Source organism: Luteibacter sp. 621 (genome assembly GCF_050435445.1).
GTDB lineage: Bacteria > Pseudomonadota > Gammaproteobacteria > Xanthomonadales > Rhodanobacteraceae > Luteibacter.
In genome coordinates, this window is the sequence record NZ_JBNDKI010000028.1 from 22,869 (window position 1) to 46,953 (window position 24,085).

General features: G+C 66.1%; 20 protein-coding genes. 6 read left to right on the top strand and 14 right to left on the bottom strand.

Annotated features, from left to right (window positions below):
- Positions 1-189 precede the first annotated feature (189 nt).
- The 4 genes from ABIE56_RS21225 to pepN form a co-directional block, all read right to left on the bottom strand.
- On the bottom strand, positions 190-2,529 hold the full coding sequence (locus ABIE56_RS21225) for a Tex family protein (RefSeq protein WP_429245799.1): 2,340 nt from the start codon (positions 2,527-2,529) through the stop codon (positions 190-192).
- Between the two features lie 96 nt (positions 2,530-2,625).
- Positions 2,626-3,414, bottom strand: a complete 789-nt coding sequence (locus ABIE56_RS21230; protein WP_429245800.1) for an RDD family protein — start codon at positions 3,412-3,414, stop codon at positions 2,626-2,628.
- Positions 3,415-3,486: 72 nt separating this feature from the next.
- Positions 3,487-5,361 (bottom strand): tRNA uridine-5-carboxymethylaminomethyl(34) synthesis enzyme MnmG, encoded by a 1,875-nt coding sequence (gene mnmG / locus ABIE56_RS21235; RefSeq protein WP_429245801.1) that lies wholly within the window; start codon positions 5,359-5,361, stop codon positions 3,487-3,489.
- Between the two features lie 510 nt (positions 5,362-5,871).
- Positions 5,872-8,520 carry an aminopeptidase N gene (gene pepN, locus ABIE56_RS21240; protein WP_429245802.1) on the bottom strand — a complete coding sequence of 883 codons (2,649 nt, stop codon included), beginning with the start codon at positions 8,518-8,520 and terminating at the stop codon, positions 5,872-5,874.
- A 71-nt stretch (positions 8,521-8,591) separates the two neighbouring features.
- Between pepN and ABIE56_RS21245 the strand changes: the two genes are divergently transcribed.
- The 3 genes from ABIE56_RS21245 to ABIE56_RS21255 all read left to right on the top strand — a co-directional run bounded on the left by ABIE56_RS21245 (position 8,592) and on the right by ABIE56_RS21255 (position 11,261).
- Entirely contained in the window at positions 8,592-9,596 is a 1,005-nt protein-coding gene (locus tag ABIE56_RS21245; protein ID WP_429245803.1) for an aldose 1-epimerase, read from the top strand.
- Positions 9,593-10,537 carry a threonine ammonia-lyase gene (locus tag ABIE56_RS21250; protein ID WP_429245804.1) on the top strand — a complete coding sequence of 315 codons (945 nt, stop codon included), beginning with the start codon at positions 9,593-9,595 and terminating at the stop codon, positions 10,535-10,537. Before ABIE56_RS21245 ends, ABIE56_RS21250 begins: the two co-directional genes overlap by 4 nt.
- A gap of 172 nt (positions 10,538-10,709) precedes the next feature.
- Positions 10,710-11,261: a DNA-3-methyladenine glycosylase I gene (locus tag ABIE56_RS21255; RefSeq protein ID WP_429245805.1), complete on the top strand. Its 552-nt coding sequence runs from the start codon at positions 10,710-10,712 to the stop codon at positions 11,259-11,261.
- Position 11,262: 1 nt separating this feature from the next.
- Here the strand turns inward: ABIE56_RS21255 and bioC are convergent, their stop codons facing one another.
- Genes bioC through bioB form a run of 5 tightly spaced genes read right to left on the bottom strand, consistent with a single transcriptional unit; the run spans position 11,263 to position 15,908 of the window.
- Positions 11,263-12,153 carry a malonyl-ACP O-methyltransferase BioC gene (bioC, locus tag ABIE56_RS21260; protein WP_429245806.1) on the bottom strand — a complete coding sequence of 297 codons (891 nt, stop codon included), beginning with the start codon at positions 12,151-12,153 and terminating at the stop codon, positions 11,263-11,265.
- A complete protein-coding gene (bioH, locus tag ABIE56_RS21265; RefSeq protein WP_429245807.1) occupies positions 12,150-12,923 on the bottom strand; it encodes a pimeloyl-ACP methyl ester esterase BioH in 774 nt (257 codons plus the stop codon). Before bioH ends, bioC begins: the two co-directional genes overlap by 4 nt.
- Positions 12,920-13,663, bottom strand: a complete 744-nt coding sequence (locus ABIE56_RS21270; protein ID WP_429245808.1) for a sulfurtransferase — start codon at positions 13,661-13,663, stop codon at positions 12,920-12,922. The genes bioH and ABIE56_RS21270 overlap by 4 nt, the downstream gene beginning before the upstream one ends.
- Before the next feature lie 23 nt (positions 13,664-13,686).
- Positions 13,687-14,898 (bottom strand): 8-amino-7-oxononanoate synthase, encoded by a 1,212-nt coding sequence (gene bioF / locus ABIE56_RS21275; RefSeq protein ID WP_429245827.1) that lies wholly within the window; start codon positions 14,896-14,898, stop codon positions 13,687-13,689.
- Positions 14,899-14,900: 2 nt separating this feature from the next.
- Complete coding sequence (gene bioB, locus ABIE56_RS21280; RefSeq protein ID WP_429245809.1) at positions 14,901-15,908, bottom strand: biotin synthase BioB; 1,008 nt, start codon at positions 15,906-15,908, stop codon at positions 14,901-14,903.
- A 136-nt stretch (positions 15,909-16,044) separates the two neighbouring features.
- Between bioB and ABIE56_RS21285 the strand changes: the two genes are divergently transcribed.
- Positions 16,045-16,254 carry a hypothetical protein gene (locus ABIE56_RS21285; protein WP_429245810.1) on the top strand — a complete coding sequence of 70 codons (210 nt, stop codon included), beginning with the start codon at positions 16,045-16,047 and terminating at the stop codon, positions 16,252-16,254.
- A 21-nt stretch (positions 16,255-16,275) separates the two neighbouring features.
- Positions 16,276-17,001 carry a ComF family protein gene (locus ABIE56_RS21290; RefSeq protein ID WP_429245811.1) on the top strand — a complete coding sequence of 242 codons (726 nt, stop codon included), beginning with the start codon at positions 16,276-16,278 and terminating at the stop codon, positions 16,999-17,001.
- 76 nt (positions 17,002-17,077) lie between these two features.
- Here ABIE56_RS21290 and ABIE56_RS21295 read toward each other — a convergent pair whose 3' ends face one another.
- The 4 genes from ABIE56_RS21295 to ABIE56_RS21310 all read right to left on the bottom strand — a co-directional run bounded on the left by ABIE56_RS21295 (position 17,078) and on the right by ABIE56_RS21310 (position 22,670).
- Positions 17,078-18,586 carry a CehA/McbA family metallohydrolase gene (locus ABIE56_RS21295; RefSeq protein ID WP_429245812.1) on the bottom strand — a complete coding sequence of 503 codons (1,509 nt, stop codon included), beginning with the start codon at positions 18,584-18,586 and terminating at the stop codon, positions 17,078-17,080.
- A complete protein-coding gene (locus ABIE56_RS21300; protein WP_429245813.1) occupies positions 18,586-21,078 on the bottom strand; it encodes a TonB-dependent receptor in 2,493 nt (830 codons plus the stop codon). Before ABIE56_RS21300 ends, ABIE56_RS21295 begins: the two co-directional genes overlap by 1 nt.
- Before the next feature lie 265 nt (positions 21,079-21,343).
- On the bottom strand, positions 21,344-22,270 hold the full coding sequence (gene ubiA, locus ABIE56_RS21305; RefSeq protein WP_429245828.1) for a 4-hydroxybenzoate octaprenyltransferase: 927 nt from the start codon (positions 22,268-22,270) through the stop codon (positions 21,344-21,346).
- A gap of 238 nt (positions 22,271-22,508) precedes the next feature.
- Positions 22,509-22,670 carry a hypothetical protein gene (locus ABIE56_RS21310; RefSeq protein ID WP_429245814.1) on the bottom strand — a complete coding sequence of 54 codons (162 nt, stop codon included), beginning with the start codon at positions 22,668-22,670 and terminating at the stop codon, positions 22,509-22,511.
- Positions 22,671-22,878: 208 nt separating this feature from the next.
- Between ABIE56_RS21310 and ABIE56_RS21315 the strand changes: the two genes are divergently transcribed.
- Entirely contained in the window at positions 22,879-23,478 is a 600-nt protein-coding gene (locus tag ABIE56_RS21315; protein WP_429245815.1) for a short chain dehydrogenase, read from the top strand.
- 125 nt (positions 23,479-23,603) lie between these two features.
- Here the strand turns inward: ABIE56_RS21315 and ilvN are convergent, their stop codons facing one another.
- Entirely contained in the window at positions 23,604-24,083 is a 480-nt protein-coding gene (gene ilvN, locus ABIE56_RS21320) for an acetolactate synthase small subunit (RefSeq protein WP_429245816.1), read from the bottom strand.
- Positions 24,084-24,085 lie beyond the last annotated feature (2 nt).

Consider the following 24,085-nt stretch of genomic DNA (forward strand, 5'->3'; position numbering starts at 1 on the left):
ACTCCGTGTGTGGGGCGTTAGAGAATCGTTACCGTAGCCGAAGCCATACGGCGGCGCATGCTGCGCCGCCGCAGGTTTTTTGCAGGGTTGGGGTGCATCGCGCGCAAGCGCGCTCCTACAGGGAGCGCGCTGCGTTTCAACGGTTGTGTTCCCCTGTGGGGCGCACGCTTTCGCGCGCCCCCCGCGTCGTCAGCGTTTGAGAGCTTTCGAAAACGCGTCCGCAAACGCGCTATTGGCCGGTGCCGGTGTGGCCTTCGGTGCCTGGGCCGGGCGCGAACCACCGCCACTCTGGCCGCCGCGGCGGTTGCCGCCGGCATTGGCATCGTCGCGCTGGCCGGGACGGCCCGTGCGCGCTTCACCCGGCACATCGTCCAGGCGCATGCTGAGCGCGATGCGCTTGCGCGGCAGGTCTACTTCCATGACCTTTACCTTCACGATATCGCCGGCCTTCACCGCATCGCGCGGATCCTTGACGAAGGTGTGCGACAGCGCGGAGACGTGGACCAGGCCATCCTGGTGCACGCCGATATCCACGAACGCGCCGAACGCGGCCACGTTGGTGACGCGGCCTTCCAGCACCATGCCGACCTTGAGGTCCTTCAGGTCTTCCACGCCCTCGGCGAAGCTGGGCGCGATGAATTCCGGACGCGGATCGCGGCCCGGTTTTTCGAGTTCCTTGAGGATGTCGCGCACCGTCGGAACACCGAACGTTTCGTCGGTGAAATCTTCGGCTTTCAGCCCACGCAGGAACGACGTATCGCCGATCACCTGCTTCACTTCACGGCCGCACTGCTTGAGAATTCGCTCAACGACCGGGTAGGCCTCGGGATGGACCGAGCTGGCATCCAGCGGGTTGTTGCCGCCGGTGATGCGCAGGAAGCCCGCGCACTGTTCGAAGGCCTTGTCGCCCAGGCGCGGTACTTTCAGCAGGTCCTTGCGGCTGCCGAACGCGCCATTGGCGTCGCGATGCTTCACCACGTTCTCGGCGACGCTGGACGACAGGCCGGCGACGCGTGCGAGCAGCGGTGCGGAGGCGGTGTTCACATCCACGCCCACCGCGTTAACGCAGTCTTCCACCCGCGCATCGAGCGCGCGGGCGAGCTTCACCTGGTTCACGTCGTGCTGGTACTGGCCCACGCCGATGGCCTTGGGCTCGATCTTCACCAGCTCCGCCAGCGGATCCTGCAGGCGGCGCGCGATGGAAACCGCTCCGCGGATCGACACGTCGAGTTCGGGGAATTCCTTCGAAGCGAGTTCGGAGGCGGAGTACACCGAGGCGCCTGCTTCGCTGACGACCACCTTGGACAGGTTCAACTCCGGCATCTTGCGCATGACATCGCCGACCAGCTTGTCGGTTTCGCGCGATGCCGTGCCATTACCGATGGCGACCAGGCCCACGCCGTGCTGCTTGCTGAGCTGCGCAATGCGGACCATGGACTGGTCCCACTGGTTGCGCGGCTCATGCGGGTAGATGGTGTCGTAGGCGAGCAGCTTGCCGGTGGCATCCACGATGGCGAGCTTGCAGCCGGTGCGGATGCCCGGATCGAGGCCCATCACCGTCTTGGCGCCGGCCGGTGCCGCGAGCAGCAGGTCCTTCAGGTTCTCGCCGAACACGCGGATCGCTTCGTCCTCGGCGCCTTCGCGCACGCGGCCGAACAGGTCGAGCGTCAGGTGCAGGTGCAGCTTCACCCGCCAGGTCAGGCGCACGGTTTCGCGCAGCCACGCATCGGCCGGGCGGCCGCGGTCGCTGATGCCGGCGCGCACGGCCACGCGGCCTTCGCCTTCGGCGTGGCCCTGGTCCGCATCCAGCGCGGGGTTCAGGTCGATCTCCAGGATGCCCTCGTTGCGTGCACGCATGAGCGCCAGCAGGCGGTGCGAGGGGATCTTGGACAGGGCTTCGGTGTGGTCGAAGTAATCGCGGAACTTCGCGCCTTCGTTTTCCTTGCCGGCCACCACGGCAGCCTTGATCTGGCCCTTCTCCCACAGCCAGTCGCGCAGCTCACCCACGAGCGCGGCGTCTTCGGCAATGGTTTCCATGAGGATGGCGCGCGCGCCATCCAGTGCGGCCTTCACATCGGCCACGCCCTTCTCGGCATCCACGAAGCCGGCGGCGAACGTTTCCGGGTCCTGCGAGGGGTCTTCGCGCAGGCCGGTGGCCAGTGGCTCCAGGCCGGCCTCACGGGCGATCTGGGCCTTGGTGCGGCGCTTGGGCTTGTACGGGAGGTACAGATCCTCAAGGCGTGCCTTGGTGTCGGCGGTGAGGATGTCCGCCTTGAGGGCGTCGGTCATCTTGCCCTGCTCGGCGATGCTGTCGAGGATGGCCGAGCGGCGGTCCTCCAGTTCGCGCAGGTAGCGCAGGCGCTCTTCCAGCAGGCGCAGCTGCGTGTCGTCGAGGCCGCCGGTCACTTCCTTGCGGTAGCGGGCGATGAACGGCACGGTGGCGCCACCATCGAGAAGATCCACCGCCGCGCGTACCTGGTCGGGGCGGGCGGCGATGTCCTGGGCGATACGTTGTTCGATGCTCTGCATGTCTTTCCTGTGCTAGCTCAGCCGACCGAAACGAGGGCCGGGCCGCCGATGATAGCAAGCAGGGCAGGCCGGCCGCCGCCGCGGCCGGCCGGGGCATCAGGCGTCGAAGCTTCCGGTCGGGCCGCTGGGGCCGCTACGCGGGGCCGGCGTGGCGCGCGCATCGGCGCGGCCGGTGAGCACGTAGGTGCCGGCCAGCATGTCGTGGATGCCCTGCTTGCGCTCGGAGAACGCAGCGGTGATGTAGAACACCATCGGCAGGATCGACAGGAACGGTACGGCGTTGGCCAGGCGGATGAGGTTGCGGCCGGCCGCACGGCCCGCGGTCAGGCGCTGCCCGGCGGTATCGGTGACCCGGATGCCCACGGCGAGCTTGCCCGGCGTGGCCTGCCACTTCGAGGACTCGAACAGTACGTAGTAAACGAAGCCGATCAGCAGCACCACGTACGCGATGGGGCGCACTTCATCGAGGTAGGCGGTCATCGCCGCGCTCTGGTTGGTTTCCATCTGCGCGAAGAACGTGGTGATGGCGTGCTGGAAACCCATCGCCATCGCGATGAACGTGGAGGGGATGGTGATCAGGATGTAATCGATGACCCACGCGCCGAAGCGCAGCCAGAAGCCCGCGTATTCAGGTGCCACCGTGTTCTCAGTGATCCCCATGAACGGCTGTTCCCGCGGCGGCGGGGGTGGCGGCGCCGCGGCACCCGGCGGGGGCGTGGCGGGGCGGTCTTCCGGGAACAGCTCGCCCAGCGGGCGCCAGTCGGTCATGCCCTCGTACCAGCCGAGTTCCTCGGGGCGGCAGGTGCCATCCCGCAGCCACTGGCGGATCTCGTCATCGGGGTAGGGGCCGAAGCGCTCGCCGTTCCGTCCGATCCAGACTTGCATGGTGTGTCATCCGTAAGTCGCTAACTGCCCCGGATGATGCCAGATGCCTGCGTGCCCGCCGAGGGCCAGAGGTCAGGCGGCCCGGCGCTTCAGGTGTACGAGTAGCAGCGAAATGGCGGCCGGCGTGACGCCACTGATCCGCGAGGCCTGGCCGATCGTGGCGGGCAGGGAGCGCTTCAGCTTGGTCATGACCTCGGCCGACAGGCCGCGCACGCGGTCGTAGTCGAAATCGCCGGGGATCGCGGTGGCCTCGTGGCGGCGCTGGCGTTCGATCTCGTCACGCTGGCGCTCCAGGTAACCGGAGTACTTGGCCTGCACTTCCACCTGCGTCGCGACTTCGGCATCCGCCACGGCCGGGCCCAGTTCGGGCACGGCCATCAGCGCGGCGTAATCGAGTTCGGGCCGGCGCAGCAGATCGAGCGCGTGGGTTTCGCGGCTCACGGCGATACCGAGCGAGCGCTCGATCGCCGCGCCTAGCGTATTGGTGGGCGCTGCCCACATGCTGCGCAGGCGCGCGGTTTCTTTCTCTGCCGCATCGCGCTTTTCTTCCAGCCGGCGGAAGCGCGCCTCGGGCACTACGCCGCGCGCGAAACCCTCGGGTGTCAGGCGCAGGTCGGCGTTGTCTTCGCGCAGGTGCAGGCGGTATTCCGCGCGGGACGTGAACATGCGGTACGGCTCGATCGTGCCGTTGGTGGTGAGGTCATCGATGAGCACCCCCACGTACGCTTCGTCGCGGCGCGGGTACCACGGTGCCTCGCCGCGAACGGCGAGAGCGGCATTCATGCCAGCGATGAGGCCCTGCGCGCCAGCTTCTTCGTAGCCCGTGGTGCCATTGATCTGGCCGGCGAAATAAAGACCGGGGATCCCCTTTGTTTCCAGCCACGGGTGCAGGCCGCGCGGATCGAAGTAGTCGTATTCGATGGCGTAGCCCGGGCGCGTGATGTGCGCGTTCTCGAAGCCAGGAATGGAACGCACGAGCGCGTACTGCACATCGAACGGTAGCGAGGTGGAGATGCCGTTCGGGTAGATCTCGAACGTATCCAGGCCTTCCGGCTCGACGAAGATCTGGTGCGAAAGCTTATCGGCGAAGCGCACCACCTTGTCTTCGATGGAGGGGCAGTAACGCGGGCCCACGCCTTCGATCTGGCCGCTGTACAGCGGCGAGCGATCCAGCGAGCCGCGGATCAGGTCGTGGGTGGCTTCGGTCGTGTGCGTGATCCAGCAGCTCACCTGGTGCGGGTGATCAGCCGCCGAACCCATGAACGAGAAGTGCGGCATCGGGTTATCCCCGGCCTGCTCCTCGAGCACGCTGTAGTTGATGCTGCGGCTATCAATACGCGGCGGCGTGCCGGTCTTCAGGCGATCGGCCGCTACCGGTAGCTCGCGCAGTTTCGCGGCGAGGGTTGATGCGGGCGGATCGCCCGCGCGGCCACCGGCATACTGCGCCGGGCCGATATGGATCTTGCCGGCCAGGAACGTACCTGCGGTGAGCACGACGGCAGGCGCGTGGAAGTCGAGGCCCATCTGCGTGCGCACGCCAATGACCTTGCCGTTCTCAAGCAGAAGGTCATCCACGGCTTGCTGGAACAGGCTCAGGTTCGGCTGGGTTTCCACGATGTGGCGGATGGCCGCCTTATACAGCGCGCGGTCGGCCTGGCAGCGGGTGGCGCGCACGGCCGGCCCCTTGGAGGCATTAAGCGTGCGCCATTGGATACCGGCCAGATCGGCCGCGCGGCCCATCGCGCCGCCCAGTGCATCGATCTCCTTCACGAGGTGACCCTTGCCGATACCGCCAATGGCGGGGTTGCAGCTCATCTGGCCGATGGTTTCGATGTTGTGGCTCAGCAGGAGCGTGCGTGCGCCCACGCGGGCAGCCGCCAGCGCGGCCTCCGTGCCGGCATGGCCGCCACCGACCACGATCACGTCGTAGGTTTCTGGATAAATCATCGGAAGGATCGCGGGCAAAGGGCCGGGTTGGTTATTTTAGCGCCACTTGGGATCCCGTGTAGGCGCCCGCCCGGGGACGTTATCGCGAACGGTGCCCCCCACAGGGTGAGCTCCTGCACAAATTCGGAGGCGGTTGGCACGGATGCTGCTTTGCTTGCAGGGCACTTCCACCAGGCAGACGCTGCGCGACATACGCGCGCTGAGATCGAGCGACAGGGGCTTGATCGCGTGCTGGAGGAAGGAAGCGGGATGCGGGCAGGGACGCCCCATTCGGTTCTAAGAATGAGATCTGGCGCCCAGCGGTCTCAGGAACAGGGGGAATCCAGGATGACCGTGCTGCTGGGCGCCAGAAACCGAAGTGATTGGCACGAATAGCCGCGGCCCCTGCCGCGGCTTTCTTCGTTGGAGCCAAACATACTCTGTCCGGATGAACCGTGTGTGACTTTTTTGTCAACGATCGGCTCTATTTCGGCAATTGGTGACGCTGAGCGTCAGTTTTTGATAATCGCGTCACCCTAACGCAACCCGGGCAAGGATATCCGTCAGGTCACGTGATAGATCCTTCCTTGCGGCGAGTTCCGCGACCACGGCATGCGCCGCTTCCCGGCGCGCCGGCTCCAGTCGCTTCCACCCGTTGAAGGCCGTGGCCACGCGTGCGGCCACCTGTGGGTTGAGCGCGTCGATGGCCACGAGACGATCCGCCAACCACCGATACGCCGCGCCATCCGCACGGTGGAAGCCGGTGGGGTTGGCGCGCGCAAAGGTGCCCAGCAACGCCTGCACGCGGTTGGGATTCTTCAGGGTGAAAGCGGGATCGCCCTCCAGCGCCTGGATGCGGGCCAGCGCCGCGTCGCCGGGCAGCTGCGCCTGGGCGGCGAACCACTTGTCGAGCGCCAGGGCGTTGCCGTCGTAACGCTGGCGGAAGTGCGCCAGCGGTTCCGCCGCGGCGTCCGCATCGGCTACCGCCAGCGTGGTGAGGGCCGCCAGTCGATCGGTCATGCCGGGCGATTGGGTGTACTGCGCGTGGGCGAGCGCCAGCGTGCCTGGCTGGTCGACCAGTGCAAGCAGATCGAGCACGCGGCGCTTGAGCTGGCGCCGGGCCTGGCTGGCGGCATCCAGGCCCGCGCTCGTGTGGGCGCGCAACGCGGCGTAGCGGGTACGTAGCGTATCGGGCCCGATGGCTTCGGCCAGGGCACGCAGCATGCCCTGGCGCACCGCGCGGATGCGCTCCGGGTCGCGTTCCGCCTGACGCTCCACCAGTTCAATTTCGCCCGGCGGTGTCAGCAACTCTGCGAGCAGCGCATCATCGATGCTCGCGTCGCCGAACAGCCCCGCGAGTGCGGAGGACCATGCCGCGACGGCGGCGCCGTTCGGCTTGCCGTCACGGAACTCGTCGTACGCGAGGGCCGCCAGTTGCTGGCCCGCATCCCAGCGGTTGAACCCATCGGCATCGTGGCGCAGGAGCAGGGCGAGTTCCGCCGGCGCGTACTCACACTCCAGGATGACCGGCGAGGAAAAACCACGCAGCAACGAAGGCACGGGTGCTGTCGCGATGTCCTCGAATACGAACGCCTGCTCGGCGCCGGCGAGCACAACGGTGCGCTCGGTGCTACCGGCTTCCGCTTCGCCTTCCATGCGCAGGGGCACAGCCTTGCCGCTTGCATCGAATAGGGAAAGACGCACGGGCACCGGCAGTGCCTGCTTGTTAGGTTGGCCGGCACTCGCCGGGGTGCGCTGGCGCAACAGCAGGCGGTAGCGGCGCTTGTCCGCCTCATAGCGGCCTTCGGCGCTCAGCCGCGGCGTACCGGCCTGGCCGTACCAGGCCAGGTAGCCGGAGAGGTCAACGCCGTTGGCATCGCCCAGGGCCTTCAGGTAATCCTCGATCGTCGCGGCCTGGCCGTCGTGGCGCTGGAAGTACAGATCCATGCCCTTGCGGAAGCCATCGTGGCCCAGGTGCCCGGCGATCATGCGCACGAGCTCGGCGCCCTTTTCGTACACGGTGGCCGTGTAGAAGTTGTTGATCTCCGAATACTGCGACGGCCGCACCGGGTGCGAAAGCGGGCCGGCATCTTCGGGGAATTGCGCGCGGCGTAGCAAGGCCACATCCTCGATGCGCTTGAGCGGCGCCGAGTTCATGTCGGCCGAAAAGCTCTGCTCGCGGAAAACGGTGAGGCCTTCCTTCAGGCTAAGCTGGAACCAGTCGCGACAGGTGACGCGGTTGCCGCTCCAGTTATGGAAGTATTCGTGGGCAACCACCGCCTCGACATGGCGGTATTCGTCATCGGTACTGGAATCCGGGTCGGCCAGCAGGTACTTCGCGTTGAAGATGTTGAGGCCCTTGTTCTCCATCGCACCCATGTTGAAATCGTGGGTGGCAACGACATGGAATACGTCCAGGTCGTAGTTGCGCCCGTACGCTTCTTCATCCCAGCGCATGGAGCGCACCAGGGAATCCATGGCGTAGTCGCAGCGGTCAATGACATCGGCCTCGGCCCAGATGTGCAGGCCTACCTGGCGGCCATCCGCGGTCGTGTAATCCTGGCTGATGCGCTCAAGCCGGCCGGCGACCAGTGCAAACAGGTAACTCGGTTTCGGGTGTGGGTCGGCAAAGCGGGCCCAATGCCGGCCATCGGGCAATTCACCCGCGCCGTCGGGATTGCCGCCGGCCAGCAGCACAGGGAAGCGTGCCTTGTCCGCACGCAGGGTTACGGTGTACTTCGAAAGCACATCGGGGCGATCGGGGTAGAACGTGATGTGGCGGAAACCTTCGGCTTCGCACTGGGTGAGCAGGAAGCCCTTTTCGCGGCTGCCGGAAAGGTAAAGCCCCTCGAACGCGGTATTTTCCGCCGGGCGCAAACCCACGCGCGTGGTCAACGTGCAGCGGTCGCCCTCGACACCCACTTCGAGCACGCCGTTTGCAAGGATGTATTCGCCTTCACCCAGCGTGCGGCCATCGACGGTGAGCGCCAGCAACTCGAGGCCCTCGCCGTGCAGGCGGATAGGCTCATCGGCCTGGCGCACCAGCGCCAGCGTGGCCAGCACGTCGGTGTGATCGATGCCTAGATCGAACTCCAGGGCGACGTGTTCGACCGTCCATGCGGGCGGGCGGTAATCGGCCAGGCGGATAACAGTGGTGGGGGTATCGGATCGGTCGCTCATGGCGTCAGACAGTCGTGGTGCGGGCTCTGGCAGGCTAACATGCGGGCAGATCCGCCAAAAGGAACCCTCCGATGTCCCGTTTTGCCGTGACGCGCTCGACCATGGGCGCACAGGAACTGGTGGTCCTCCGCGATAGCGAGGCCCGGCGTGAAATTCACATCGCACGCCGCGGTGCCACCGTGGTCTCCATAAGCGTTCCCACGCGTGCCGGCGAGCGCAATATCGCCGATGCCTTTCTTAACGAACAGGAACTGGTGCCGCATAAGGGTTCCCGTTTCGCGATCATGGCGCCGTTCGCTAATCGCATTAATAACGCGAGCTATACGTTTGAAGGGAAATCCTACGATTTGCAGCCGGGTGTTGTCGGTGCCGATCGCGCGATCCGACACGGCTTCCTGCGAGGCGAGCTGTTCGATATCACCCTTGAGCAGGCGAACGACGATGCCGCAACGGTGACGTTCGCAACCAGCGCCATCCGGCCGGGCGTGCATCCAGGCTATCCGTTCGCACTGGATTTCAGCGTCACCTTCACGCTCGACGCCCGCGGCGTGACCCTGGAAACCCACACCCGTAATGTTGGCGACCATGCCGCGCCTACCTTCTTTGGCTGGCACCCCTATTTCCGTCTTTCGGATAATCCGATCGATACCTGGGAGCTGCAGGTTCCTGCCGAAACCGTCATTGTCGCCGGTGAGGATTTCATTCCGGTACCGGGGAAGGCGGCATGGCAATCCATCAACGATGCGGATGCTTCGCTGGATTTCCGCCAGCGCCGCAGCATCGGTGCCACGCCACTGAACAACACCTATGCCGACCTTCAGGTGGATGACGATGGTAAGGCGCGTACTTACCTGCGCGACCCGCAGACCGGTACGGGTCTTGCGGTGTGGCAGGAGCGCGGCGTGATGCTGGTGTTCACTTCCGATACGAACGAGCGCGATCCGCGCAAGTCCGTCGCGCTCGAGCCGATGGAATCGATTCCTGATGCGTTCAATCGCGAGGATTGCGCGGCGGCGTTGAAGCTGGCGCCGGGTGAGGAGCGTCGCTTCGTCTGCGGCATGGAGTTCACCGCGTGACACTGCCTTCGTTTGCGGAAGTGCGCGATGCGGCGGCGCGTATCGCGCCGCACGCGCGCATCACTCCGGTCATGCGCAGCGATCTCATCGATGCGCGCACCGGCGCATCTGTGTGGTTCAAGTGCGAGAACCTGCAGCGCGGCGGTGCCTTCAAGTTCCGCGGTGCCACCAATGCCGTGTGGTCGCTCACGGATGAGGAGGCGGCGAATGGCGTGGTCACGCATTCGTCGGGGAACCACGGCAACGCGCTGGCCATGGCGGCACGTACCCGGGGCATCCCCGCGCACGTCGTGGTGCCCGAGGGCGCGGTAAAAGCGAAGGTCGATGCAATCATCGCCGCCGGTGCCACGATTCATCGTTGCGCCGCGACCACCGCCGCACGTGAGGCGAAAGCGGCCGAGGTCATGGCCGCCACCGGCGCAAACCTGGTCCACCCATACGCGGATTCACGTGTCATGGCGGGACAGGGCACGCTCGTGCCGGAGCTTCTCCAACAGGCGCCGGACGTGGATACCCTCGTGTTCCCGGTCGGGGGCGGTGGCCTTGCAGCGGGGTGCTCCATCGCGGCGCACGGGATCGATCCCGGTCTCGTCCTGTACGGCGCCGAGCCCGAAGGCGCGGACGATGCGGCGCGTTCGCTGGAGGCGGATGAGCGCGTCGGGCCGTTTACTCCCGATACGATCTGCGATGGCCTGCGTACGCTCATCGGCGAACCGAACTTCCACGCGTTGCGCGATCACCAGGTTCGTGTGCTCCGCGTGAGCGATGAGGAAGTTATCGCGGCCATGCGCCTGCTCTGGAGGGAGTTGCGCGTGGTGGTCGAGCCCTCCAGTGCAACCACATTGGCCGCACTGCTGCGTTATCCCGAGCGCTTTGCCGGCCGTAAGGTGGGTGCCGTGATCACCGGTGGCAACGTCGACCTCGACGCGCTTCCCTGGTAACCATGGGCGCGGGCGCCGCCTCGTGCGGCGTCAGCGTCGCCCGCGCGCCGTGCAGGGCTCGCTCGCTGCGCCGCAGTCGCATGCGCCCACTGCGCGTGCCGGGCCGCCCGGACAGAACAGGCGCGGCCATGTTCCTAACCTAGTCGTTCCTTCCGCGACGACGAGGTGGAACATGCGTTGTTCCTGGGCAGACCACAGCGACATGGAACGCGAGTGGCACGATAACGAGTGGGGCAGGATCGTCCGTGACGATCGCCGGTTGTTTGAGCTCCTGGCTCTGAAAGGCGCGCAGGCCGGGCTGGCCTGGCGTACGGTGCTGGGCAAGCGCGACGCCTACCGGCAGTTGTTTCACCAGTTCGATATCGAGCGCATCGCGAGCATGGACGATGATGAGCTGGCATCGGTGGCCGTGAATCGCGGCATCATCCGGCACCGGCTCAAGGTAACTTCCGTGCGTGCGAACGCGCGCATCGTTCTGGGCATGGCCCAGAGGGGGGAGTCCCTGGCCGAGCTGCTGTGGTCGTTCACCCAGGGTGAGCCGATCATCAACGCGCACAGCGAACCGCGTGACGTACCCATGCGCTCTGAGCTGTCTGACCAGATGAGCGTTGAGCTACAGCGGCGCGGTTTTCAATTCGCCGGCACGGCTATCTGTTACGGCCTCATGCAGTCCGCAGGTATCGTCAACGATCACCTGGTGACATGCGATTGCTACCACCGGTAGCTCACGTAAACGGGTTCTTCCGCCGGGAGCCGCGCAGCTTGTCGATGGAGAAGCTGGCGATCTCGCCATCGCCTTCGCGGCGCGACTGGCCTTCCGGCGGACCCCACGCGTGTGCCGTCACTACTTCCCAGGTGGAGGGGATAGTGCCTTCGGAACGGAGCGCTTCGTAGGCATCGAGCATGCGCTTGTAGTGCTGCTTGCCGGTCAGCCCACGCAGGCGACCAGCGTCGGCATTGTTCGCGCCGAGCCCGCGCAGTTCATCGAGCAGGGCACGGGGCGTGGGGTAGGTCAGCGTGTAGCGCTCGGCGAACAACACCGGGTCTTTCAGGCCCTGGGCCAGCATGGCATCGCCGACATCGTGCATATCCAGGAAGCGGGCCACATGGGCGTGCTGGTCGGCACTGGCCCACGCGGCGCGCAGTTCGTGCAACGTATCCGGGCCAAACGTCGAGAACGTGAGCAGGCCGCCGGGCTTCAGGACGCGTGCACACTCGGCGAACAGGCGCGAGAGATCCTCGCACCACTGGAAGCAGAGGTTGGAGAACAGCACGTCCACACTGTGGTCCGGCACGGGCAGGGTGTATGCATCGGCCTGCACGCGTGCGAACGGCTTCAGCCACCCGGCGTGCTGCTTCGCTTCCTTCAGCATGGGCAACGCGAGGTCTACCGCGATCACCTGCGCCTTTGGATACTTCTTCTTCAGCGCCGCGCTGCCGCGACCGGTGCCGGCGCCCACGTCGAGCACCACCTCGGGAACCTGCGGGAACACTTCGAGGCGTTCGATGAGCGTGGACTGCACTTCGCGCTGTAGCGCGTCGTGCTTTTCATACGTGCCGGCCGCGCGACCGAAGTTGCGGCGTACCTGGCGGCGGTCGAAATGGAAATCGCTCATGCGTTGGAACCCGTGAACTGCGTGATGACATCCGCCAGTTCGGCGGCGTGTCCAATGAAGGGAGCGTGGCCGGCATGTGCCAGTTCCACGAAGTGGCCACCGGCGGCATCCGCCGACCAGCGCATGGCCTCGGGATGCACGATGCGGTCGCGTCGGCCGGCGATCCAAAGGCTAGGCATCGCCAGCTCAGGCAGGCGCGGGCGCAGGTCGGCGTTCTCGAGCAGGCGCAGGCCTTCCATAAGCACGCGCGGATCCGGCTCGCCGCGTTCGTAGGCTTCCGCCATCAGGCGCCGGGTTTCGGCGCGCGGATCCTGGCTGCCCATCGCCTCCAGCGCGATGAAGCGATCGACGGTGGCCTTGTAGTCGGCTTCGAGATCGGCGGCGAGTTTGCGCACCATTGCAACGTCGTTGCCGTACGGCCAGTCATCCGTGAGAACGAACTTCGGCGTGGAACTGACCGGCACGAGCTGGCGCACGGCTGCGGGGAATTCGAGTGCGGCGGTCGTTGCGACCAGGCCGCCCAGCGACCATCCCAGCCACGCGGCCGGTGGCGTTTCGCGGATGATCGCTTCGGCGCAGGCGCGCGGGTCGAGCGGAACGGTCGAGGCGCGCGAGTTGCCATGGCCCGGCAGGTCCACCAGGTACATGTCGCAATGCGCATCCAGCGCCTCGGCCAGCGGGTGCAGGATGCCGCCGTGCATGGCCCAGCCATGGATCATCACCAGGGGCACGCTGCCGTGGCCGCGGCGCTCGATGTAGAGCTCGTTCACGGCGTATCGCTCGGGGCCAGCCCTGGATCGACAGCGCCACGGCCATCGAACACGAAGCAGTCGCCGCGCCAGTGCGCGCCGCCCACCTCCTCGAAATACTTCAGGATGCCGCCTTCCAGCTGATACACGTGATCGATGCCGATCTCGCCCATATGGATGGCGGCCTTTTCACAGCGAATGCCACCGGTGCAGAACGACACCACCGTCTTGCCTTCGAAGCGCGCGCGGTCCGCGGCGACGGCTTCGGGGAACCCGGTGAAGCTGGCGAGGCCGTATTCCACGGTGTTCTCGAACGTGCCGGCGGCCACTTCGTAATCGTTGCGCGTATCGAGCAGCAGCACCTCGCGGCCTTCGTCGTCGTGGCCCTGATCGAGCCAGCGGCGCAGGTCCACGGGTAGCACATGCGGCGCGCGGCCGGCTTCGGGGCGGATGGCGGGCGCGCGCATGGTGATGATTTCTTTCTTCAGGCGCACGCGCATGCGACCGAACGGCACTGTCTCGGACCAGCTCTCTTTCGGCGAGATATCGGCGAAGCGAGCGTCCTCATGCAGCCACGCCACGAAGGCTTCCACCGCTTCGCGCGGCGCAGCCAGGAACAGGTTGATCCCTTCCGGCGCCAACAGGATCGTGCCCTTGAGCGATAACGCCTCGCAACGCGCCACGATTCGCTCGCGCAGGGCGGCGAGGTCGTCGAGGGCGACGAACTTGTAGGCGGAAATGTTGAGGATGTTCATGGGCATGGGGCGATGCGCGGGGCCGCCCATTATACGGCGACGGCCTGCAGCGGCAGCGGAATGTGGCCCAGAGCCTCCAGCAGGGCGTCGATCCGGGCTTCACTGTGTGCGGCCGAGAGGGTGATCCTGAGCCGGGCGCCCCCGCGCGGCACGGTAGGCGGCCGGATCGCCACGACCAGGAACCCGGCCCGCTCCAGCTGCCGTGCCGCGGCCAGCGTGGAACCCGCATCGCCCAGCACCACGGGCTGGATGGCGGTCGTGGAAGGCATCAGCGGCAGGCCCAACTGCGCGGCACCGGCCCGGAAGCGGGCGATGTTGGCGGCCAGCCGCTCGCGGCGGCCTTCCGTGTCCTCGCGCACCAGGCGCAGCGCGGCCCGGGTCGCGGCAGCCAGCGCCGCGGGCATGGCCGTGGTGTAAATGTACGGGCGGGCGAACTGGACGATCGCATCCATCAGGTCGGCATCGCCGGCCACGAAGGCGCCAGCGCAGCCCAGCGCCTTCCCCAGAGTGCCCATGAGCACCGGCGCGTCGCTGGCGCTAAGGCCGGCGGCGGCCAGGGATCCTGCGCCATGCGGGCCCAGCACGCCTACGCCATGGGCATCATCCACGTAGAGCAGGGCGCCGCGGTCGCGGCATAGTTTGGCCAGCGCGGGCAGCGGGGCCACATCGCCATCCATGCTGAACACGCCATCGGTGGCGAGCAGGGCCGGCAGGTCGGGGCTGGCCGCTAGCTGACGTGCGGCACCCTCCAGATCCGCGTGAGGGTAGCGGCGCAGTTCGGCGCCGGCCAGTTGGGCGCCATCGACCAGGCTCGCGTGGTTCAGCTTGTCCTGCACACAGAGGGCGGTTTCGCGCCCGGGCATGGCCCCGGCACTCAGCAGGGCTTGCAGGGCGCCCAGATTCGCCATCACGCCAGTGGAGAACAGCACGGCGCGCTGGCGCCCCGTCCAGTCGGCCAGTTCCTCTTCCAGCGCGGCATGCTCGCCACGGTGGCCGGAGACCAGGTGCGCGGCACCCGTGCCGACGCCTTCCGCCGCGGCGGCACGGGTGAGCGCGGCCAGCAACTCACGGTGACTGGCCAGGCCCAGGTAATCGTTGCCGCAAAAATCGGTGAGCACCTTGCCGCCGACCACACGTCGGCCGCCGGGAAGCACATCGCACACGCGCACCCGGCGTAGCAGCCCTTCGCGCTCGCGCTGGGCGCGGGCGGCCGCGAGGCGCGCGCGAAGGTCCGGCCGTATGCTCACGCTGCGTCGGCGGGTTCGATAATGTCGGCGTGGACCGTGCCCGGCTCGATCTCCACTTCCAGCGGCTTCAGGCCCAGGCGTTCGAACAGGCGGCGGTCGTGTTCGACATCCGGGTTGCCCGTGGTCAGCAGCTTCTCGCCATAGAAGATGGAGTTCGCACCGGCAGCGAAACACAGGGCCTGCAGCGCATCGTCCATGGTCTCGCGGCCGGCGGAGAGGCGCACGACCGACGCCGGCATGAGGATGCGGGCGACGGCGATGCTGCGCACGAACTCGAACGGATCCAGCGCCTCGGTGCCGTGCAGCGGCGTGCCGGCCACCTGCACCAGCCGGTTGATCGGCACCGATTCCGGGTGTTCGGGCAGGTTGGCCAGCGTCTTCAGCAGGCCTGCGCGCTGCGCACGCGATTCGCCCATGCCGACGATGCCGCCGCAGCAGGTTTTCATGCCGGCCTGGCGTACGTGGTCGAGCGTATCCAGGCGGTCCTGGTATTCGCGGGTGTGGATGATTTCGCCGTAGAAATCCGGCGAGGTATCCAGGTTGTGGTTATAGAAGTCGAGGCCGGCCGCCTTGAGCGTATCGGCCTGCGGCTGGCTGAGCATGCCCAGGGTGGCGCAGGTCTGCAGGCCCAGGCCTTTCACCGCGCTCACGATCTCGGCGACCTTGGCCACATCGCGATCCTTCGGCGAGCGCCACGCGGCACCCATGCAGAAGCGGCTGGCGCCGGCGTCCTTCGCGGCCTGCGCACGTGCCAGCACGGCCTCCACGCTCATCAGCTTCTCGGCCTTCACGCCCGTGGCGTACCGCGCGGCCTGCGGGCAGTAGGCACAATCCTCCGGGCAGCCACCCGTCTTGATCGAGAGCAGGGTGGAAACCTGTACCGCGTTGGGGTCGTGGTACTGGCGGTGGACCGACTGGGCATGGAACAGCAAATCATTGAATGGCAAGGCGAACAGGCGTTCTACCTCGTCGAGGGTCCAGTCGTGGCGAAGGGCTGCGGTCATGGAGGGCTCCCGTGGCGAAGGCGCGAAGTGTCGGCGCCCGCCCTGGCACTGTCAACCTTAACGGTATGCCGTCAGTTTACCTTTCAGCGGCCCCACCCTGCCGTACGATGGTTCCGTCCCCCACGGAGTGTCCCCCATGAGTGCAGCAGGACAAGGTAGCAGCGGTAACGTCATCGCGGCCGTGTGCAGCTTCTTCATCCCCGGCCTGGGCCAGCTCGTCCAGGGGCGGGTGTTCAAGGCGCTGATCATGTTCGTGCTCGCGGCCGTGCTGTGGATCGTCTGGCTGGGCTGGCTCATCCACCTGTGGTCGATCGTGGATGCGGCGATGTTCCGGGCCAACAACTAAACGTACTTTCGGAGTGGATGCATGGATGCGTTCTCCTGGCTCACCCAATTGGGTCGGTTTCTCATGCCACCCAGATGCTTGTTGTGTGGCAGCGCCAACTGTGGCGCCATCGAGTTGTGCGAAGGTTGTGCTGGGTTGTTCGCCCGCAACATTTTTCACTGTCGCCGCTGTGCGTTGCCATTGGCGCGCACAGCCGACGTGTGCAGCGCCTGCATGAGGGAAAACCGGCCATGGCATGCGGTATGGGTACCCTACCGCTACGCGTGGCCGCTCGACCTTATTGAGACTCGCTTCAAGTTCGGCGGCAGTTTGGTCGCGGGTAAGGTGCTTGCCCGGCAGTGGATGGCTGCGGGTGCGCCGCCCGCATTGCCGGAACTGATCGTGCCCGTGCCGCTACACGTTTCGCGGTTGCGCCAGCGTGGTTTCAATCAGGCGCTGGAACTGGCGCGGCCATTGGGCAAACACTTCGGCGTGCCTGTGCGTGCGTGGGGCCTCGAGCGGCTGCGATCGACCGATGCGCAGAGTGGCCTGGACGCCGAGGAGCGCACGGCCAATGTGCGGCGGGCTTTCCGCGTGCGAGATCTGCCGACCGTGAATCATGTTGCCGTCGTGGATGACGTGATGACCACAGGCGCCACGCTCGCGGCGTGTACGCTGGCGCTGCTTGAGGCAGGCATCGAGCGGGTGGATGTATGGGCCTTGGCACGCACGCCCAAGCCGGATTTCAAAGCGAAGGAAGGCGTGTAGGAGCGCGCTCGCGCGCGATCGGTGGCGCGGCGGCGGCCGGAGTTTGCCGCGCCGTCGATCGCGTGTGAGCACGCTCCTACAGGGGGTTGAGGTACACCGGGTTGCCGAGGAGGATGAGCTTGCCGGTGGCGTCGCGGATGTCGATGCGGAGCCAGTGCGCTTTGCCGTCGCTGTTCCAGTCGAGCGACGCCGTGTTGTCGGCGGCGATGGGGTTGGAGGAGAGGCGCTTGCCGTCCAGTGTGGCGATGGCCTGCATGCCGGTGACCGCTGCCGTCGTGACCGCCACGTGCACCTTCTGGCCCCTCACCACCTTCAGCGCATCGCCCATGTGTGCCTCGGCGCTTGCGTCTGCGTCGGCACCCGCCGTCGTGGCGGTTACCTCGAGCAGGCGGTCCTTCGTGCCCTCGGTATCCACGAACACGTGCCCCGCGCGGATGCCGTCGAGGATCGCGTCCATCGAGAGCGCATCGGCATGCACCACGGTGGTCGGCACGCCGATCACGCCGGCGAACTCGTCGCGTGCGCCGTCGCTGCCGTCGTGGCTGTCGCCGCCACCGATGCCGGTGATGCGGACCCCGGTGTTGAGCTGCTTCTCCCAGAACGGAATGCCGGTGTCCGGGCGGCCGGGGTCACGGCCGTTGATGGCCTCGATGGCCTGGAAGCCGTGCATATCCACCGGCTTCTTCGGTGTGAAACCACAGCCCATGCAGGTTTCATCGTTGGGGCGGCGTGGGTGATTGATGGAGATAAGGCCATGCGCCTTCGCGACATCGGCCGTGAGTGCGTTCCAATCCGGCACCGTGGGGCTGCCCAGGCGGAAATCGAGGGGCCGCGATACGCCGAACAGATTGGCATGGCCTTCGAACGTCGTGATTTCCCGGGCCGGGATCATCAGCATCGTATCGAAGTAAGGCTGCAATTCGCGCATCTCCGATACCTGCGACATGGTGTTGTGTTCGGAGATGGCGATGAAATCCAGGCCGCGCTTCGCCGCCGAGACCACGGTCAGGAACAGGGGGCACGGCACCTTGGCGGTACCACTGGCATTCAGGCAGCCGCCATCGCTGTGGGCGGTGTGCATGTGCAGGTCGCCGCGGTACCAGCCGGCGGTGGTTTTGAGGGGGGCGGAGAGGCCGTGCTCCGGACCGAAGCCCTCATCGTCGTTCGAGAACCACACATCGGCGGTAAAGGAAGCCGTGGAGGTGGGCCGAATGTTGGGGATACCCAGCAGCAGGCGCCAGCGGCCCGGGTAGATCTCACCCGGCAGGAACGACGCGGTGGCATCGGTGGCGGATACGGTGAAGCGGTGCTTGCTGCCGCCACTCCAGCCGCGGAACCCGTCCTGCTCCGCGAAGCCGCCTGGGCCAAGCAGGCCCAGGTCGATCGTGGTGCGCTGCTCGCGGCCGGTGTAGGCAACGTCGATGGTGATGCGTTTGGTCCCCGCAGGTACCTCGAAAGGCACTTCCCGGTAGGTGTGGTTGTCCTTGCCGGTCAGGTCGCCGCGCAGCACGACATCGGGCGCACGCTCCGCCGCCATGGTGGTGGCGGCGAAGCAAGCGAGAAGGAGGGCAGTGAGGGCGCGCATCAGAAACGGTACATCGCGGCAGCGCGGAACGAGCGGCCGAGCAAGGGCCGGGCGATGAACGTGGTGGCGCCGACATCGGAGCTCGCGAGCTCGCCGGCGCGCGGGTTGCCTTCGGTCAGGCCCAGCGAGTTGAACAGGTTATCGGCGTACAAATACAGCGACAGCTGCTGGGTGGCATCGTAGCGGGCACTAAAGTTCACCACATGGTAGGCCGGCAGGCGCACCGAGTTGGCGGTATCGACGTAACGCTGCCCTTCGTGCTCGTACGAAAACTGCAGGCGCAGGCGGTTATCCATCAGGTTTACCCCCGGGACGATGCGGTAGCTCACCTTGGGCACGCGGATGAGCTGGTTGTCCTCATAGTCGCGCAAAACCGGGGCATTGTTCACCACCTCCGTATAGCGCAGGCCCTTGTACTTCGGGTCCTGCAGGGTGGCGTTGAACTGCACGTCGAACCACTGCGTGGGGTAGATCGTGCCTTCCAGCTCCAGGCCGAAGGTCTTGGTATCGGCGTAACCGGTCTGCGGTGTGGAGGTGTTGGTGTTGCGATCGAATACGTAGTTCGAGAAGCCGACGTTGTTGTACTTGGTGTAGAACAAGGTCGCGTAGGTATCCACGAAGCGGTCGCTGTACTTCCAGCCCGCCTCGCCCAGGTCCATGGTCTGTAGCACCGGCGTGGCGGTGGGGCTGGTGATATAGGTGCTGAGATTGGGCAGGCGGAACGCCGAGGTCCAGCGGGCGAACACGCCTTGGCGCGGCGAGAACTGCCAATTGGCGCCCAGCGTCCAGCCGGTCTTGTCGAAGCTCTGGTCGTAGTGGGTGTACTGGCCGTTGCCCGTGAGGACCTTCATCGCCGCCGGTGTGCCGCCCAGGTTCACGGTGGCCTTGCCCTCGGTGTAGCCCTGCACGTTCACCTTCTCCCAGCGGGCGCCGCCATCGATGCGCAGCTCGGGCGTCACCTGCCACTCGTCGGAAAGGTAAAAGGCGTTAGTGGCCGATTTGCCGCTGGCGTGCTCCCACTCATAGCCGTAGCCGTAGAAGCCGTGGTCGGTGAGTGAGCCGACCACGTTGCCGTTCGCGTCCACGCCCACGAGGTCGAGCAGGCGAGCGTTGTCACGGACATCAAGAAGCACCGTCGACGAATACCGATCGAAATCCTGCTGGAAGTTGGCGTGGTAATAGCCCAGCGTCACGTCGTGGCTCTGGTCGCCGAACTCGAACTTGCGCAGCACGCGCGTATCGTTGATGAACTCATCCACCGGCAGCGTCACGCCACGGATGCCGCCGGTGACGACCAGGCCATTACCGTTCTGGCCATTGACGTTGAAGACCTGTGCCGGGTTATCGACATAGCGAAGCTGCAACGCGGTCGCGCCAGGAACGAGGCCAAGGCGATTGGCCGTATCCTGCTGGATGAGCGTAGAGCCGGTCTGCACCGCGTTCGGGAACACGCCGTTGCGCTGGGTATCGGTGGTGCTGTAGCGCATGGACTCCGCAAGCTTCCAGTCGTCGCCCAGGTCGTGGTTGAACTTGAACGACACCTGGGTACGCTTCACGTGTGTCCCTTCGCTGTTATCGAAGTGATACGTGCCGCCGCCGGCTTCGCGCATGTCCAGGTTCTGGGTTTCGGGGCCCGCGAGGGTGCCGTAGTTGCCGTTGAAGCCCGGGGTGGGACGGATGTCGCCGTGCGAATCGGTATACATGGGGATGCCGAGATACAGCGCGACCTTGTCGTCCATGTGCTTCACATCGAAACTGATATCGCCATGTTCCAGCTGCTTCGATAGCGTGGCGCGCAGCTGGCCGCCATCGTCGGCGTTGAACTGTGGGCGGCGCACGCCATCATCCACGCGCCAGAAACCGCCGACGCCAAGCTTCCAGCCCCCACCGATCGGTGTGCCGTACCAGAAATCCAGGCGGTTGAGCGAGTAGTTACCCACGGTGTACTTCACCAGCCCTTCGGCCGTATCGCCGACCTGGCGCGGGATGAAGTTGATGGCACCCGCTGGCGCGTTCGAGTAGAACACCGACGAGGGGCCGCCACGGACGACTTCCACGCGTTCGATCGTCTCGTCGAGACGGAATGCCTGATCCGCGTTGAGGTAGCCCAGCGCAGGATCGTGCTGCACGGGAATGCCATCTTCCAGCAGCGTGACCGAGCCGTAACCATCCACCGGAATACCGCGTGCGCGGATATTGCCGGAGGCTTCACCGCCGGACGATTCCACCCAGAAACCGGGTACGGACTTCACCGCCTCGGTGACGCTGGTCGGTGCCTGCATGCGCAGGCGGTCCTCGTCGATCGTGGTGATGGAGTAACTGGTTTCCGCCTTGGTGCGGCTCTCCACGCCCGAGCGGGCGGTGACCACCACGTTATCGAGGTCGGTGGTCTTCTTCTCGGGTGCCGCATCCTGGGCGTGGGCGGCGGCGGAAAACACGAACGCGCCGACGATCGCCGCGCGCAGGGCACGGCAGAGCTGGGTGTTACGCATGGGGGGTAGAACTCCGGGGATGGGCTTGCACATGCCCACCCCGACGCCCGGCAGGGGTTTGCCAGGTCGCCGGCCTCTCCCTGGGCACGCGATCCGAACGAACTTATGCGTAAGTAGTGACGGACAAGTTCATGCGCGATGACCGCGAGATGTCACGATGACAGCAAAGTTTTCCGAACGGTGACGAACGTGAAACCCGTCACAGGAACAGCGTGCACGTCCACCGGCTCTGTGTAGGAGCGCGCTCGCGCGCGATGCTCCCTACCTACAACGCAAGCGCCACAACAATCCCCACCCACAGCGCCAATCCCACCCAATTGTTATGCCGGAACGCCGCCAGGCAAGCATCCCGCGCACGTTCACGCATGATCCATTGCTGGTAGCCGAACAACGCAGCGGTGATGGCGAGGCCCAGCCAGTAAGGCCAGCCCAGCTCAGCCCGTGTGCCGACCAGCAGCATGGCCAGCAGGAAGGTACCCATGAGCACGCCGATGATGACCAGATCCGCATCGGCAAACAGGATGGCCGTCGATTTAGCGCCTGCCTTCAGGTCTTCCTCGCGATCCACCATGGCGTACTCGGTGTCGTAGATCACCGACCAGAGAATGTTCGCGATGAACAGCAGCCACGCCACGGGCGGCACGGTGTTGGTCACCGCAGCGAAGGCCATGGGAATAGACCAGCCGAAGGCCGCGCCCAGCACCACCTGCGGCAGGTTGGTATAGCGCTTGGTGAAGGGATAAAGCGCCGCCAGGCCCGCGCCAGCGAACGACAGCAGGATGGTGAGCTTGTTGGTGAACAGCACCAGCACGAAGGAGAACACCAGCAAGGCGGCAAAAGTGATCAATGCCTCGCGCGGCGTTACCCGTCCGCTGGCGATCGGGCGCCCCGCGGTCCGGCTTACCTGCGGATCGAGCTTGCGGTCGGCGTAATCGTTGATGGCGCAGCCGGCCGAACGCATGGCGAACACGCCCAGGGTGAAGATCACGAGCGGTCCCACCGGGGGGAAATCCTTCGCGGCCAGCCAAAGCGCCCACCACGTTGGCCAGAGCAGAAGCAGGGCGCCGATCGGGCGATCCATGCGGGTGAGCTGCAGGAAGGCGTAGATACGCTCACGACGGGCGGCCGGCGCGCTGCGCAGGAGGAACGCGATGACACGTTCGGCGGTGGTCGATGCATCCGCCGGGCGCACGGGCGCCGGAGCGGGAGCGGCGACGGGCTTGCGCGCCATGGTCGGGACCTTGCGGCGCGCGGTGGGCTTCTTCGGGGCAGGGCTCATGGGTACGAAGTGTACCCAGCGGCGACGAATACCTGTAGGAGCGCGCTTGCGCGCGATGAGGGGCGCCGTGATGCCTGGGTGGTGACGCACGGCCATCACGCGCAAGCGCGCTCCTACAAGGAAGCAGGGCGCCGGGGAGGCGCCCTGGATGCTATTTGGGTTCGAGCGGCTCGATCGGATCGTTGTCCTCGGGCGGCTCCGGGTCCGCGTCGCGCTCCGGGCGGTAACTACCGGGCTGGCGAATCTCATCTTCCGGGCGATTCTTGCCCGGCTCGGCGAACGGCGGCTGAGGGTTGGTCGGGGTGTAGGGCATGAGGAGACTCCTTCGCTACGTTGAAGCCCAACGTAGGTTCGGGAGGGTGAAGCCGCCGGATACACCCCATGAAGCCGCGGTCGACGCGCGCGCCGGCCAAACAAGGCATCCGTGACGCGCCACCCGCCGCGCGCAAGCGGCCCAGTCGGCGGGGAGTTCACCCGCCTGGGCGTATCCTTGGACGTTGCACTCACCAGGAACCCTTGTCATGAAGATTCTTATCGTTGGCGCCAGCGGAACGCTGGGCCAGGCCGTCGCCGCCGAACTTGAGCAGCGTCACGAGATCATTCGCGCGGGCAGCAGCAGTGGCGATGTGCAAGTGGACCTGCGCGATGCGGCAAGCGTGACGGCCATGTACGACGTGGTCGGTGACCTCGATGCCGTCGTGTGCGCAGCGGGCAAGGTCCCGTTCGCGCCGCTGGCCGAGCTCGGCGAGGCAAAGTATCTGGAAGGGCTTAACGACAAGCTGCTCGGCCAAGTGCGCCTGGTGCAGGCCGGTATGCATAAGCTGCGTGACCGCGGCTCGTTCACGCTCATCACCGGCATTCTCACCGAGCAGCCGATCCTCTCGGGCGCCTGTGCCAGCATGGCGAACGGCGCCGTGGAAGCGTACGTACGTGCAGCCGCGATTGAATTGCCGCGTGGACTGCGCATCAACGTCGTGAGCCCCAATGTGCTGACGGAAGCGATGCACGCTTACGGTCCCTACTTCCGCGGGTTCGAGCCGGTAAGCGCCGCGCGCGCCGCGCTGGCCTTCTCGCGCTCGGTCGAAGGCTTGCAGACCGGGCAGGTTTATAAAGTCTGGTAACGGAACAGCGCGCAACGCGTCGCCGTCTGTAGGAGTGCGCTTGCGCGCGATGGGTGCTCGTCGCGAGACCTGATCGCGCGCAAGCGCGCTCCTACAGTAAACCCATGGTGCAGATCGTAGGCGGATTACGCAGCGACCAGCGGGCGCTCTATCGCCGCGATGCCGCTGCGGGCGTGGTCGGCCACATCGCCGGCCGCGCGCAGGGCATCCAGGAAGGCATCGACCTCGTCGGCGCGGCCGGTGTATTCGACGACCGATTGTGCGCCTTCGCGTTGGAGGAGGCGTGCCCCGAAGCGGCCGAGGCAGCTATCCACGGCATTGCCATCGGCTTCGACGCGAGCCACGACGAGCTCGCGCTCCACATGCTCCTTGCGGGTGAGCTCACCAATCTCGATCACATCCACCAGCTTGGCGGATTGCTTGATGATCTGCTCCACCGTGGCGTCATCGCCGAATACCACCAACGTCAGGCGCGATACGTCCTCGTCGTGCGTGGCGGCGACCGTCAGCGATTCGATGTTGTAGCCGCGCGAGGCGAACAGGCCTGCCACGCGGGCCAGTGCGCCGGCCTCGTTCTGCAGCAGGATGGAAACCGTGTGGCGCATGA